This window comes from Paenibacillus sp. FSL H3-0321 (assembly GCF_038002865.1).
Taxonomy (GTDB): domain Bacteria; phylum Bacillota; class Bacilli; order Paenibacillales; family Paenibacillaceae; genus Paenibacillus_AQ.
Map to the genome: position 1 here is coordinate 2,576,924 of NZ_JBBODH010000001.1, position 14,377 is coordinate 2,591,300.

General features: G+C 50.5%; 15 protein-coding genes. All 15 read right to left on the reverse strand.

The genetic code is table 11. The features are described from left to right. Positions 1-18: 18 nt before the first annotated feature. Entirely contained in the window at positions 19-861 is an 843-nt protein-coding gene (locus MHI45_RS11350; RefSeq protein ID WP_038595680.1) for a M50 family metallopeptidase, read from the reverse strand. Further along, positions 854-1,711, reverse strand: a complete 858-nt coding sequence (locus MHI45_RS11355) for a M23 family metallopeptidase (RefSeq protein WP_038595682.1) — start codon at positions 1,709-1,711, stop codon at positions 854-856. Before MHI45_RS11355 ends, MHI45_RS11350 begins: the two co-directional genes overlap by 8 nt. Positions 1,712-1,960: 249 nt before the next feature. Then, on the reverse strand, positions 1,961-2,755 hold the full coding sequence (gene minD, locus MHI45_RS11360) for a septum site-determining protein MinD (protein ID WP_038595685.1): 795 nt from the start codon (positions 2,753-2,755) through the stop codon (positions 1,961-1,963). A gap of 5 nt (positions 2,756-2,760) precedes the next feature. After that, positions 2,761-3,420: a septum site-determining protein MinC gene (minC, locus tag MHI45_RS11365; RefSeq protein WP_038595686.1), complete on the reverse strand. Its 660-nt coding sequence runs from the start codon at positions 3,418-3,420 to the stop codon at positions 2,761-2,763. Positions 3,421-3,499: 79 nt separating this feature from the next. Continuing rightward, positions 3,500-4,030 carry a rod shape-determining protein MreD gene (gene mreD / locus MHI45_RS11370; protein ID WP_076114063.1) on the reverse strand — a complete coding sequence of 177 codons (531 nt, stop codon included), beginning with the start codon at positions 4,028-4,030 and terminating at the stop codon, positions 3,500-3,502. Then, positions 4,030-4,908: a rod shape-determining protein MreC gene (mreC, locus tag MHI45_RS11375; RefSeq protein WP_379146019.1), complete on the reverse strand. Its 879-nt coding sequence runs from the start codon at positions 4,906-4,908 to the stop codon at positions 4,030-4,032. Before mreC ends, mreD begins: the two co-directional genes overlap by 1 nt. 60 nt (positions 4,909-4,968) lie before the next feature. Continuing rightward, positions 4,969-6,003 carry a rod shape-determining protein gene (locus MHI45_RS11380; protein ID WP_038595693.1) on the reverse strand — a complete coding sequence of 345 codons (1,035 nt, stop codon included), beginning with the start codon at positions 6,001-6,003 and terminating at the stop codon, positions 4,969-4,971. A gap of 40 nt (positions 6,004-6,043) precedes the next feature. After that, the gene (radC, locus tag MHI45_RS11385; protein ID WP_038595695.1) at positions 6,044-6,733 is read right to left on the reverse strand and encodes a RadC family protein; all 690 of its coding nucleotides are present in this window, start codon (positions 6,731-6,733) and stop codon (positions 6,044-6,046) included. Positions 6,734-6,753: 20 nt separating this feature from the next. After that, positions 6,754-7,362 carry a Maf family protein gene (locus MHI45_RS11390; protein WP_038595697.1) on the reverse strand — a complete coding sequence of 203 codons (609 nt, stop codon included), beginning with the start codon at positions 7,360-7,362 and terminating at the stop codon, positions 6,754-6,756. A gap of 33 nt (positions 7,363-7,395) precedes the next feature. Continuing rightward, positions 7,396-7,641 carry a DUF4321 domain-containing protein gene (locus MHI45_RS11395; RefSeq protein WP_038595700.1) on the reverse strand — a complete coding sequence of 82 codons (246 nt, stop codon included), beginning with the start codon at positions 7,639-7,641 and terminating at the stop codon, positions 7,396-7,398. 237 nt (positions 7,642-7,878) lie between these two features. Next, on the reverse strand, positions 7,879-9,150 hold the full coding sequence (locus MHI45_RS11400) for an SPOR domain-containing protein (RefSeq protein ID WP_341119065.1): 1,272 nt from the start codon (positions 9,148-9,150) through the stop codon (positions 7,879-7,881). A gap of 79 nt (positions 9,151-9,229) precedes the next feature. Then, positions 9,230-10,411, reverse strand: coding sequence for a glycosyltransferase (locus tag MHI45_RS11405; RefSeq protein WP_038595703.1), 1,182 nt, complete (start codon positions 10,409-10,411; stop codon positions 9,230-9,232). 174 nt (positions 10,412-10,585) lie between these two features. Then, positions 10,586-11,767 (reverse strand): glycosyltransferase family 4 protein, encoded by a 1,182-nt coding sequence (locus MHI45_RS11410; protein ID WP_076114066.1) that lies wholly within the window; start codon positions 11,765-11,767, stop codon positions 10,586-10,588. Positions 11,768-11,935: 168 nt separating this feature from the next. Then, positions 11,936-13,132 carry a GGDEF domain-containing protein gene (locus MHI45_RS11415; RefSeq protein ID WP_038595708.1) on the reverse strand — a complete coding sequence of 399 codons (1,197 nt, stop codon included), beginning with the start codon at positions 13,130-13,132 and terminating at the stop codon, positions 11,936-11,938. A 59-nt stretch (positions 13,133-13,191) separates the two neighbouring features. Beyond that, entirely contained in the window at positions 13,192-14,349 is a 1,158-nt protein-coding gene (locus tag MHI45_RS11420) for a GGDEF domain-containing protein (RefSeq protein ID WP_038595711.1), read from the reverse strand. Between the last annotated feature and the right edge of the window lie 28 nt (positions 14,350-14,377).

The following is a 14,377-nucleotide window of genomic DNA, read 5'->3' on the forward strand; positions in this document are numbered from 1 at the left end:
ACGCACGGAAGCCCTGTTCTACTTTCCAAAATAAGTAGAGATCAGGCGCTGCTCCGGAACAACCGCTACTATATTTCTATCATCGTTCATCACATAAATAAAATGATATTGATTACGTTTAAATAGACGCAATATATCATCTAAAGGTTTCGCGGAATCCGCAACAATCGGTCGTGCTTCGCTATTGGAACGCAAATGGCGAGCGTACATTGCCTCTCTGTTCATCAGAAATGCCATGAAGCGGTAGGGCAGATTCCGATGATCCGTCCTATTGGAATAGAGCAGAAACGCCCCGATCATCAGCAGATTCAGCCGGAGGCCGCCGCCCGTCCCAAGCGGCAGCAGCGCGTAGCCAATGACAAGCACACTAGCTCCGATGCTTATTCTGCCGCCCCACAGCAAAGTATAATAATACGGCAGAAACATACTTAGCGCAGCTTGAAGAACCTTGCCCCCGTCCAGGGGAAGAACCGGCAGTAGATTGAAGAGAGCGATAATCGCATTCGCCTGAATAAAATAAGCAAGAAAAGCCGTACTGCCTGCACCTGCCTGCTGGAGCATAACAGCCAGCAGGATCATGATTCCGTTCTGCAGCGGTCCAGCCAGCGCGATACCAATCTCCCGGCCCGCCGTAAGCCGCCCGTGATCCTCAATCACGGCCACTCCGCCGAAGGGGAGCAACTGAACGGATCTGACCGTAACACCGGCCAGTAAAGCTGCGCAGACATGTCCCAATTCGTGGATAAGCACTATAGTAAAGAGCGTAAGCAGCTCCAGAAACTGTCCAGTTAACACGGAAAAGAGCAGAATCAGCACAAAGAGCGGATGCAGCGACAGTTCAATGCCAAATATCCTAATCAAACGATACCACTTCGGCAGGATCAATATAAGTCTTGTCTTTCATAATTGCAAAAAAAAGCAGCCCTGTTTCAGCGTCCTTCGTCTCCTGCATCCAGCCAACGGTGTCACCGCTCTGTATCCAGTCATCCACCGCAAGCTTTGTTCCGCTCAAATGACCGTATTCTGCCGTTACGCTGCCCGTATGGCGTACGGTAACCCGAATGCCGCCCTGTGCCTCATTGTTCACGGATAACACCCGTCCCGTGTCTACACTTTTCACCGTGATACTACCCTTTGAATCCTCCGCAGGCATAATTTCCACACCTTTCAGCGTAGCCGCAAATGGACGGACAATACTACCCTCGAGTGGAGCGCTCAAGGCGTGGGCAGCCGTAACTTTTTGAGCCGGCTGTTCCTCGTCCCCGAAGATCGGGATGAACGAAGGCGCACCGTCAAAGTGCTCCTCATACCATACCTGGGCCGCGGCGAAGTCCATATCCTTGTTAAGGGCATCCGAAACAAAATCCTGCGCCTTTAGCGCCCAGGGCTGGTGCAGAAAAAATATGCCCCATACTGCTCCGAATACAAGGAGGCTTGCGACAGTCCGCCGGATAAATCCGGCAGAAAAATGTGATCTGCCGCCGCCTCCCTCATCCTCCCAGCCCCCGCGGCGTTCCTTCCACATGACCTCGGGATCCGGCTCCGCTGATGGAGCCAGATCATTTTTAGGACCCGCTCCCCATTCCTTAAAGCTTGCTGTCTTCTCGGGCAAAGCAAAAAGCGGCGGCACTGCCACAGTATCCTGCTTGTCCTCCAGCAGGTTGCGGATACGTTCTTTACGGCGGCCTTTAACGCCTGATTTCTGTTCCATCTTGATCCCTCCGGGGGCTTGTTTTATATCCATTTTATGAAGTATGGAAGGTGCTTTAGAACAAGCCTTAACCAAGCGGAACATGGAAATGCGGCGAGCTTTCTTTTGGCGCCAAAACTTATTGGTATCTGCGGCTACAGCCCATAACCCTCCGGCAACCTATTTATCACAAAAAATCCCGCCGCAGATTTCTCTGCCGGCGGGATTTTTTATCTAAGGGATAACTTTATAGCATTGATTGCAGCAGGTTCAAGCCATGCCGAAAAATTTCTTTAATTTCTTGAAAGCCCCCGGCTTGCGGTCCAGCTGCATCAGAGGCACTGCGTCCCCCAGAATCCGCCGGGCAATATTACGGTAGGCTATCGCTGCAGAAGAGTCGGGATTCATCACCGTCGGTTCCCCGCTGTTCGCCGCTTTAATGACCAGCTCATCATCCGGAACAATTCCGATCAGATCGATGTTCAGTACCTGAAGGATATCCTCAATGTCCAGCATGTCCCCCGACTTCACCAAGCCAGGCCGAATACGGTTAACGACCAGCTTTGGCGACTCCACATGGGACTGCTCCAGAAGACCGATAATCCGGTCTGCATCCCGCACTGCCGCATGCTCCGGCGTAGTGACAACAATCGCCTTGTCGGCACCCGCAATGGCGTTGCGGAAGCCATGCTCGATCCCGGCAGGACAATCGATCAGAATATATTCATATTCCTTCTTGAGTTCAAGAATAATATCCTTCACCTGCTCCGGGGTCACGGAGGTCTTGTCTTTGGTCTGGGCCGCAGGCAGCATGTACAGCTCATCGAAACGCTTATCCTTGACCAGTGCCTGATTCAACCGGCAGCGCCCTTCTGCCACATCCACCAGATCATAAATGATCCGGTTCTCCAGCCCCATGACTACATCCAAATTGCGCAGCCCAATATCGGTATCAACCAGACATACTTTTTTGCCCTGCAATGCAAGTGCGGTTCCAATATTGGCTGTTGTGGTCGTTTTGCCAACTCCGCCTTTGCCCGAGGTTACGACAATCGCTTCTCCCATGGAGGCTACACCCCTTTAAACACATTTAAACCCTGACGTAATCTGACTATATTATGAATTTTGTCGATTTGCATCGCTCCGCTTGATAAATAAGCAAATTCCATGGTGCTCTCCCGGGTCCCCCATTCATCCGGAGGCCGGCTGATAACGTCGGCGATCCTCAGCTGTGTCGGAGACAGCAGAGAAGCAGCAATAATCGCTTCCTGATTGCCGTCTACTCCAGCATGAGCCATGCCTCTAAGCGCACCGAGGATATAAATATCACCCGAGCATGTAATTGTTCCTCCCGGGTTTACATCGCCCAACAACAGCAGATTACCTTGATGATGCAGCACCTGGCCGGAACGAACCATGCCGCTCATCAGAAACAATGCGTCTGTATCCTCAATGCCCGGCGCTTCAAACGCTTCAATGGAACGAATCAGCAAATTGCCCTGACTTTTGAGAATTTCCAGCACAGCTGCCTTGTCATCCTCCGTCACAATTCGGCTGCCCAGCTTAATATCTACATGCACAATCGGTCCAGTCAGAATATTTTGATGGCTGTGCTCCAGCTTATAGCGAAGCTCGCTTAAGAGATCTTCAAAGGGACACTTGTCGTCTAGCAGGAATACCAGGCCGTCCTTGATGCCCTTAATCCTCACATGCTTGGATTTTACTGTCATATGCCTGTCCCCCTATCCTGAATCATTCGTGCCGGGTCGGGCAAATTCCTTCTTTCAGCCGAAAGAAATGCAGGCCGCTTCACGCCGTTTCCTCCTTACGGGTCTCCTTCTTCAGCAGCTCGAGTTGACGCCGCAGCGGAATGTAGAGGAGCAGGGCCATAGCAAAATGAAACAGCATGGTAGGCAGCATATGATGCAGGAGCGCCCAATTATAAGGCTCCTGGTTCAAATTAAACACGCTGTAAATAGCGAACAATACGCTGTCCTGAAGCAGACTGCCAAGCAGGACAACAGTCATCATCATCGGCAGCGGTGCGCGCGGGATCTGAAAAATGAGACCAATTAAATAGGCGGACAACCCCATGGCAAAGGAATGAGCACCGAGAATTCTGCCGTAATAAATGACATCATGCAGCATGCCAAAAGATAATCCTAGTATAAGTGCAGTATGACGGTGATGGTATACCGTGACGAACAGGATCACGATAAATACAAGATTCGGAATAATCCGCAACTGCCAGGCGTCCGGAAGCAGCCAGGGCAGAATGGCGCCTTCCAAGATAAACAGGAGAAACAATAACAGAATAAGAACCGACCTGCGCATCTTCACTATTCGGCACGCTCCTCCTGAGATACAACAATCAGCTGTTTCCAGTCCTGAAATTCGGCACTGGGCTTGATGATTGCAGTCGAAGTTAATCCGAATTGTCCTTCCTCAACACTCATTACGGTTCCTATCGTCAACCCTTGTGGATATAATCTCCCGATGCCGGAGGTAACGATGGTATCCTTCACAGCGATAGGGTCGCCCTGCGGAATCTTGTTCATCTTGAGCATTCCGGTTTCCTGATCATAGCTTTCAATCATGCCGAAGGTCTTACCCTCTTTACCGATGGCTGTGGCCGCTATAGGCGGCTGGGAATTCGGATCATTCACATCCATCATAGTCATCAGCTTCACGGTAGAAGTGAAATTGCTCACCTTACTGATAACACCTACGAGCCCATCTACGGAAATTACAGACATATTCGGCTTCATGCCATCACTGGAGCCAAGGTCGATCACAAGCGTGCTGTTGCTGGGTTCCGTGGTCAGGCTGAGAACCTGGGCAGTAGTATAGTTATATTTATATAATTCCTTCTGCGCTTTAGTGAAATCAAGGTCCTTCTGCAACTGCTCATTACGCGCCTTAACAAAATTGTAATTCGCTTTATCTATCGTATATTGGGCAGCTAGAATCTTCAGGCGTTTATTTTCCTCGGCCAGATCACGCAGATCCCCGATATCTTGGAACAAGCCCGCTACATATCCAGCGGGCTTGTAGAACAGATTCTGCACGAAACCGGTCGTATCACGGAGGAAATTCTCAGGCCAGGACAAGGATTTTCTTGTCCCCAGGCTGAACCCCATCACCACGATAAACATGACTAGTGTTATCAGCAATATGAATAGACGTTTATTGTTAAACAGCTTAAACATTTTCAACACCCTCTAACAACCGTATTTCTCCCACAACAGGGGTTGACATGCAACAAACCAAGGCAAATTCTAACGCTTGGAGCGCAGGCTCGATCCGCTGCGGCTCTTGAAGAGATGGATATTCTCAAGCGCTTTGCCTGTGCCGATAGCTACGCAGTCCAGCGGGTTATCGGCGACAATCACCGGCATTCCGGTCTCACGTGCCAGCAGCTTGTCCAAATTGCGCAGCAGCGCACCTCCGCCTGTAAGAACAATACCGCGATCCATAATATCAGCAGCAAGCTCTGGCGGACATTTCTCCAAGGTCACTTTAACAGCTTCGACAATGGCATTGACCGTATCCGACAAAGCTTCGCAAATTTCATCGGAAGTAATCGTCAGGGTCTTCGGCAGTCCGGTCACCAGATCGCGGCCACGGATTTCCATCGTTTCGGCTTTCTCCAGCGGCAGGGCAGAACCCACGTCCATCTTGAGCTGCTCCGAGGTGCGCTCACCGATCATCAGGTTGTACTGGCGTTTGATGTACTGGATGATTGACTCATCGGCCTCATCACCGGCTACACGAACTGAACGGCTGGTCACGATACCGCCAAGAGAGATGACAGCCACTTCGGTAGTACCGCCGCCGATATCAACGACCATACTGCCTGTCGGCTCCCATACCGGAAGATCCGCACCAATAGCAGCGGCAAAGGGCTCTTCGATAATATAAGCTTCGCGGGCTCCCGCCTGCTTGGTAGCATCCTCAACGGCACGCTGCTCAACTGCAGTGATGCCGGACGGAACGCAGACCATTACATTCGGGTGGCGCTGGAACATCGAACGCTGCTTCTGGGCCTGACGGATAAAATATTTGATCATGGTTGCCGTCGTTTCGAAATCAGCAATAACCCCGTCCTTCATCGGACGAATGGCACGAATATTGCCCGGTGTACGGCCGATCATTTTTTTGGCGGATTCGCCTACAGCTTCAATTGTCTTGGTATCGGTATTAATGGCCACCACGGAAGGTTCTCTTACAACAATCCCCTTGCCGCGTACGTAGACGAGCGTATTTGCTGTCCCCAGGTCAATCCCTAAATCTTTCGTAAAACCACCTAACATACTTGTATTCTCCTTTTCCCAGTGAATCTGGACAATTATATTACATGTACCCTTTTTCTTTCAAACTTACAAATCTGCTGTCTCCGATAATCAGGTGATCCAGTACGTCAATTCCGACAATCTCGCCTGCCTGAAGAAGTCTGGATGTCAGGGAGATATCCTCCGGACTTGGCGTAGGATCGCCGCTCGGATGATTATGTGCGCATATAATGGCTGCGCTGCTGCATTTCATGGCTGCCCGAAACACCTCACGGGGATGCACAATAGAGGCGTTGAGACTGCCCATGGACAATGTCTCCTGCGCTATAACGTGATTCTTCGTATTCAAAAAGAGACAGACAAAATGCTCCTTCTGCAAATAACGCAGCTGCTCGGTCAGAATCTCCGCCGCGTCCTGCGGACTGCGGATGGTAACCGGCTCGGTAAGCCTGGAGTTTGCCATCCGTCTTCCCAGCTCTATGCCAGCTTTCAGTTGCACGGCCTTGGCAGGGCCGATGCCTTTAATATTCGTCAGTTCGTCAATGCTCAGGTCCGCCAGTCCGCGGAGACCACCAGCCCGTCCCAGCAATTGCTGGGCAATATGAATAGCTGATTCCCGGCGTGTGCCTGTACGCAGCAGTATAGCCAGAAGCTCCGCTTGACTTAATGATTCCGCCCCATAATGCATCATGCGCTCTCGTGGTCGTTCTTCATGGGGGAGGTCCCGCAGCATAAATGTTTGCGACTCCATCCCGATCCCTCTTTCCTCCGCTATCCTTGCCGGCCCAGCACCGAAATGCCAACCCGGGACAGCATACGCTCAAGCAGCGACAACGGCAGTCCAACCACATTAAAGTAACAGCCTTCAATCTTCTCCACCAGGGTGGCACCAAGTCCTTGTATCGCATAGGAACCGGCCTTGTCGGCAGGTTCTCCAGTCGCTATGTAGGCGGAGATTTCCTCTTCGCTTAATGCTCTCATAGTTACTGAGGTTACCCGGTGCTCTACCAGAATCTTGCCCTCTGGCAGCCCGATGCAGGCCACTCCGGTGTATACCTGGTGGGTCTTGCCTTGAAGCAGTCCCAGCATAACCCTGCTGTCCTGCTCGTCCACAGGTTTACCAAGCACCTTATCATCCAGCACAACAATCGTGTCGCTGCCGACGATAACGGCATTACGCTTGCCGGCAGCAGGGACCACAGCCTCCGCTTTACGTAAAGCCAGACTGCGCACAATCATCTCCGGTGTGAATTCCGGCGGTGTACTCTCGTCCGTATCACTGGAAATCACCTCGAAAGGCAAACCCAGCAAAGACAACAATTCCCGGCGGCGCGGCGAACCCGAAGCAAGAATAATGAGGCGTGAATTGTCAGATTCCACGTATAAACGCCCCTTCCCAGTCAGCAGTGACCATTACAGCCTCCGGTACAGCCATACGGCAGTAATCATTCCGGCAAGACTGAGCAAGCACAATTTCAAATGAATAGTGATGTCATAGGTTATGATGTCCAAATCGGCTTGCGGGGACCACTTGAGTACCGTTGAGGTTGTAAGAAAAGACAAAGTTTTTACAGGCTCCAGCAGCTTCGCGATCCACGCTCCGGCCAGCCAGCCCAGAATGAGAAATAACAGCAGTGTTCCTACATTTTTCTTCTTCATCTAAGTCTTCCCTCGCCATTTTTTGACACCTTAATTATTATACGGTGAAACTGAGTTCAATACAAACGTAAAATCCGGTGCGGAAATGATTACCATACATGCAGTCACGAGGCAACTGTGTAGTGGAGCTAACTGGGGTTGCGGCTTATTTAACCTTACCTGAGTATAACCCTGCAAGCAACACATAAAATCCCCCATTCAGCAGACGCAGCCGGATGGGGGATTTTGTATTTACGCTTACACCAAAGTTGACATCAGGCCCTTCTGACCGGTCAGGAAGCTCAACATGGATTCCTGCACTTCCCAAAGCAGACCCGGTGCTTTGTTCTTCTCATATTCATTCAGGGCAGCCATTCCCCGGCTCATTGCTTTCTCAAGCCCGGCGCATATGCTCTGCCCTTCAGGGGTCAGACCCGGCTTCAGCGCTTTGAGCGCCTCGGTCCACTCCATATGAAAATTGCTGACTGCCGATTTGTCCAACGTCTGGACTTCCCCGCTTAACAAGGATGCAGACAGGCTGCTCAGCTCATTTAGCAGTTGTCCGCTGGCCGCGAAATAACCCTCCACAGCTTGCGGCGTTCCGGCATAAGCAACCTGCTCTGCAGCCGGCAGCTCCACCCCTCTTACATAAAGCTCAATCCCCTGATTCTTCAGGCCGCTGCTTAGCAGCTTGGCCTGTTCGCGGTCAGGCGAGATCCCGGCGTACACCCGGTTGCCGTCTGAAGGATCCAGCCCTGCGGCAAGTCCGGCGGTAAGCAGTTCCTGCTGAGCCTGCGCAGCTCCATCAGGTGTGCTGAACACGCCATATTGCAGCAGATAATAGCTTTGCGCCGCTACCGCCACCTGAATGCGGCCTACTTCACCGCCCGCTGGATCAGCATTTGGCAAGCCGGTGTCTCCGGCTACCGGCTGGTTAGCTGTCCCGGTGTTCTGATTCTGCATAACTGCAGCGCCTGGCTTGGCGTTCTCTCCAACCTGCGGATTCCCTCCGCTGATGAAAGACAATGCAGCGTATCCGAGCAGCAGTCCCGTACCAACGGCTCCAGCTATGGAAAGTGCAAACTTCCACCAGTAGGAGGGACGGCGGGTATGATAAGAGCCGCCATATCCGGCACTTGACAATGAAATGTCACCGAACCGCTCAGCACTATCATTCCACTCCTCAACAGGATATTGCGGAGCTCTCTCCCACACATCGGGGTCAGGATATGGGGATAACAACGGTTGCTTGGACGGCTCAGCTTCCCATCTGGCTCCCTCCCACTCCTGACCGTGAGAATTGTAAGGTTCCAGATCGTCATTCCCGATATCATCCGGCGGTTCTTCCCCGCCAACAGTAAAGCCGGTATCGTAGGGCTCTGTATGATGCAGGGGAACCGGAGTGCGGTGAAGCTCCTTGTTCTCATAGTCTCTTGCCGTCCCCAGTCCCGCACTGGAACGCCGTTCCACCGGTTCAAGCTTGCCCTTGTCCTGATCGATATCAAACCGGAAAGTCATTCTTCCGTTCATCAAGCGTCACACCTCGCTATCGTCTAATCTATATGAGAATATATGATAGAGAAGAGAGGATTATGCTATTTTGATATGATTAGACCAAGCTGAGCACTTTAGCCCTAACATTGTCCGCTTCGTAATGTTTCTGCAGCGTCCGGTAGGCATGGTCCGCAATAATTGCACCCAGCTCCGGTGTCTGGAGCAGCTTCACCACATGGTCGGCTATCCCGCCGGTTGTGCCCGCCAGCAAAATATTCCGCCCCGGCTCACAGATCAATTCTTCCGAGCCCTTCAGGCTAGTAACTACCGGAGTTTTGAGCGCCCATGCCTCCAGAATCTTCGAATGCCCGCCGCAGCCTTCACGCAGTGTTGCAATAACGGCCCTCGCCCGGCGTATGTATTCCCCCTCCTGCTCGGGCTCTTCAACAATCACAACAGAGGGATCACTTTTGGCCAAAGCCAGGATTTCGGGATGTATCTGACCACTGAAAATATAACATCTGCAGTCCGGTACTTTCGCCTTAATGAAAGGGTAAACCTTGCGATAGAATACCAATGCAGCATTTCTGCCCTGGTTCGTATGCATATTCCAGTGAAGGACAATGGAGTTGTCTTTAACGGGCGGTTCAGCATCACAATAGTCGTTCAAATCGATAAATGGAGGAACTACATGTACCTTGCCGGCATCTGCAAAGGATAAAGCCTTAAAGGACAGGGCATCCCACTCGGAGGCTGTCAGCAGCAGAGCGGTTTTATTCATTAATTTGCGTTCTTCCCGGCGGTACAATGCTGCATTCAATTGATGGTAACGTCTGCTTAAGCCCCTTTTGCCGGCAGCTTTTCCTTCCGACTGTCTGCTCTCCAAACGATGGGCATCCGTAATAATCATTGCGTCGGGTAACAGTGAAGAGATCATATCAATGCAGTTTCCAAGCAAGGGATGCGTTATAAATACATGGCTGTATGTATGCAAACGGCTGAGCGCAGTGATCTCCGCACGCAAGTCTTTGTTGGCATCGGCCAAAATAGTGCTGCTGCGCAGCTTGTTCAAGGAACCGAGCAATGAGCTTCGTTGCCCGGGCACCCGTGTTACCCTGTGGACTTTAAGCGCCGGTCCAGCCGTATAGGGGGTCTCCCGGTCGCAGTGACAATACTCCAACAGATCAATATCGAATCTCTCCAGCAATATGCCTAGATAATTCTCCGTTCTTATTTCTCTCTCAAAATCTTCCGGATAATGATGATGTGCGGATAGGAACAGCATTCTCTCTCTCATGACTATAGCTCCTTGGTTCTATGAAAATGATTGTTCTTCTAATAAGATTCAGAAAAAAAAGCAGCAGAGGTAACCGTCCTGCCACTTTTTATGAAACTTTAGTTGTAGATCAATAGTACCGCATTTTCATTCAAAAGATTGTCGATTTATGGGAGAAAAGATTTTTTATTTAATTTAGACCAAACTGAGCAGCTTTTCCCTGACACTTTCAGCCTCATAATTTGCCATCAGTGTCTCATGCGCCCGGTCTGCGAGTACCAGGCCCTGTTCATGATCCAGAAGAAGTTTCACCACACTGTCTGCAAAAGTTACGGGATCATCAGCAATCAAAATATTCCGGGAATGCTCGTACAACAGACCTTCAGCTCCCTTTGTACTAGACACAACAGGTGTCTTCAGCGCCCATGCCTCAAGGATCTTCAGGCGTGTTCCGCTGCCTTCCTGCAAGGGGGCGATGACTACCTGGGCCTTCCGGACATAATCCGCCACGCTGTCCACATAGCCGGTAATCACAATGGAAGGATCTTTTTCACCCAAAGCAGCCACATCAGGATGTACATCCCGTCCTACGATATACCATTTGATTTCGGGTACCCGGGCTTTCACAAGCGGATAAATATCACGGAAAAAGTAGGTCGCTGCATTCACATTTGGGAAATAGTTCATATTACCCGGAAGAATAATCCATTTTTCCTTAGGGGTATTAACAGTTGTGCGGTAATCGCTGATACGGATGAAATTAGGGATAACATGCACTTTATTTGCATTCTTGACAGAGATCGACTTGAACGCTAGACCATCCTGTTCCGAAGTAGTCAGCAGCAGGTTGGTTTTGTCCATCAGCTTCAGCTCATCCCGTTTCGTCCAATGCGCATTCAGTGAATAGAAAAGCTTAGCGAATCCGCTTTTCTTTTGCGCCAGCTGGGCTGACAGGTTGCTCTCGAAATTATGGGCATCGGTGACAATGACAGCGTCCGGCAACTCGCCCCGTACAATATCAATACAGCAGCCAAGCAAGCTGTGTGAAATAAACACATGGCTGTAGCGGTTCTGATTACACAGTCTCTTAATTGCATCCTTCATGTCCACATCGACATGGCTCATATAAGAACAGTTGCGCCATGTATAAAGTGAACGCAGCATCGCCTTGCGGTAATTCATGGTTCGTTCCACTTCATGCACAGTAAGTGCGGGTAGGGCCTCTTCTTTATCAACCTGCCTCTGATTCCTGAAGGTCAGGAGATCTACATCATATTTGGTTAGCAGAATATTTAGAATATTTCCGGTTCTGAGTTTGCCTCCACTATCTTGCGGAAACGGATTCTCTGCGGATATGAACAGTAATTTCTCCCTCATGTCTTTGTCTCCTAATCTCCATTTTTTTCTGTATGTTCTATTGCGATGTTATGTGTCTAGCATATATTACCCCAAAGTGTATCTTCTTTTTGTCGTTTTATGGATTTTTGAGAAAAAAATTTCAAAAAAGCCCGGATTTCTGGAATGACAAGAACCCCGCCCCTCCCGTCAGGGCAGAGGCAAGGTTCTCGTTAGCCGGCTTCTGGAGACACAATTCCGGCCCTGCTGCTTCGCTTCGTACAAGGCGTTATCACTCAGCTTATACAGTGTATTCAGCGGAACCATTTCTGCCGAGGTGACAGTAATTACCCCGATGCTTATGGTATAGGGCATCGGCAGCCCTTCGACAACCGTATCAAGTACGGAAAGGCGCAGCCGTTCGGCGATTTCATCACTTGCCGCCTCGTCCGCACGGTGCAGAAATACGGCGAATTCCTCGCCCCCGAACCTGCCGAACAGATCACCATTAGCGAGCTGCCCTTCAATTTTACTTGCAAAATCCCGCAGCACCTTGTCCCCGGTATCATGGCCATAGGTATCATTTATACTCTTGAAATGATCCACGTCCAGCAGCAGGAACGAGAAAGGGGTAGCTTCCTTGGCAGCGGTGTCAAGCAGGGGGCCGGCACGTTGCACAAACGCTCTGCGGTTAAGAATGCCGGTCAGTTCGTCATATGTTGATACCCGCTCCAGCTCTGCATAGATCCGCTCCCGGGAAAGCAGCATAAAACCTGCTGTCCACAGGAACATCAACAGATAGACGGCAATATAAAAAAACGCTTGCAACAACCCCGAAGCTGCAGTGTCTGTTGCCCCGGTTCCCAAGAACGGCTCAACCGCCCGTCCCAGCAGCGACAACATCACGAAGCTGTAGAGCAGGCCCATAATTTTTTGCAGCGGAGTCTCTTTCAGCTTCACGCAGAGGATATACACCGGATAAGCCATAAGACCCGCAACGGACAGGGATGTCCAGACGATGACGATAGGCTGAACCCTTAAGGGAAACAGCATTTCTATCACCAGCAGTCCAGCCCCGGAGCAGCCTGCAAGCGTATAGTAACTTCTCTTTACCCGGTCTGTGCTTGCTCCGAGCAGCTTCAGCAGGGCTAACATCTCTGCGGTTGCTCCCGCCAGGCAGCCCAGCGCAAGGATCAGCCGAAGAAACTTAAAGGGAGTAGAACCCTCCACCAGCAGCAAAATCAGGATCACCAGCTGAAGCAGCTTTGCAACTATAAATAATCTGGAGGTTCCATCCCTCGGGTAACGGGAATGGTAGGCCAATACCAGCAGCACCGTAAAAAGATTGGCGAAAAAAAGGCAAACGAGCAAGGTCTTAAGATCAAAATGGACAGCTATAAATTTCACCTTCCTGCATCTATAACCATAGGCATATGTATTCTCCAATCCTACCTTAGCATCTGCGCTTACCGGGAGATCACTACACAATTTCGGCCTTGCTGCTTCGCCTGGTATAATGCCCGGTCCGAGAGCTTATACAGCATATTAAAGAATGTCCGGGGAGTGGGCAGAACGGTAATCACACCGATGCTGACTGTATACCCGCAAGGCAGATTTAACTTCGGGGCATCCATCACAGCCGTACGCAGCTGTTCCGCTTTGCGGCCGCTGTCCTCTTCGTTCAGCCCATAGAGCAGAACGGCAAACTCTTCCCCGCCCACTCTGCCGAACAGATCGTCGTTTCCAAGGCTGCTCTCAATCGTAAATGCAAAAGCCTGCAAGACCTTATCCCCTTTATCATGACCATAGGTGTCATTGACTTCCTTGAAGTGATCCAGATCCAGCAGCAGAAGGGAGTAATACTCCTGTTTTCTGACCGCAAGAGTCAGCTTCACTTCCGCCTCCAGAAGAAAAGCCCGGCGGCTCAAAATCCCTGTCAACGTGTCGTAGGTGGCCATTTTCTTCAGCTTTTTATAAGAATGCTCATTGGAGAGGAGAATAAAGGCTGCGGTACCTACAATCAGCAAAAAGAACATTCCCAGATAATATAGATATTGCGCGGTATTCGCGGACAAAGCGCCCATGCCGGGTTCCAGAAACAGGGCCGCGAACGCCCGACCCAGCATTGACAGGCCAAACGCATAAAATACGAATCCCAGCATACTCTGAAGCGGTGTTCTCTCCTTGTTAGAGGTCAGAAGATACGCCGGCAAAATCACAAAAAACATCGACCACAGCGATGTAGACGCGACCCGCAAATTCGGATGGTTAAAAAACAGCGCGATCATGCAAAAGCTGATTATACTGCCCACGATCAGCACTAAATAGTACAGCTTCACCCTCCGCCCGAACATGCCCATCATCATCAGCAGCGCTGCAATCTCCATGAAGCCTCCGGCAAGAATGAGCCCATTGCTCAGTGGAATTCCAATAAAGCGCGGGATAACATCCCACAGCAGGATGGAACTCCAATACAGGACCTGCACCCACTTCGCAGCAATAAATACGCATGAAGCAATGTCCTTCGGGAAGTAGAAGCGGTAAAAGGTGACGAGCAAGGCAATAAATAAATTCCCAAAGATAAACAAGTATAACAGCGTTGTAATATCAAGCTGGAAGTTCATGAATACACCACCATATACACGGAAATCA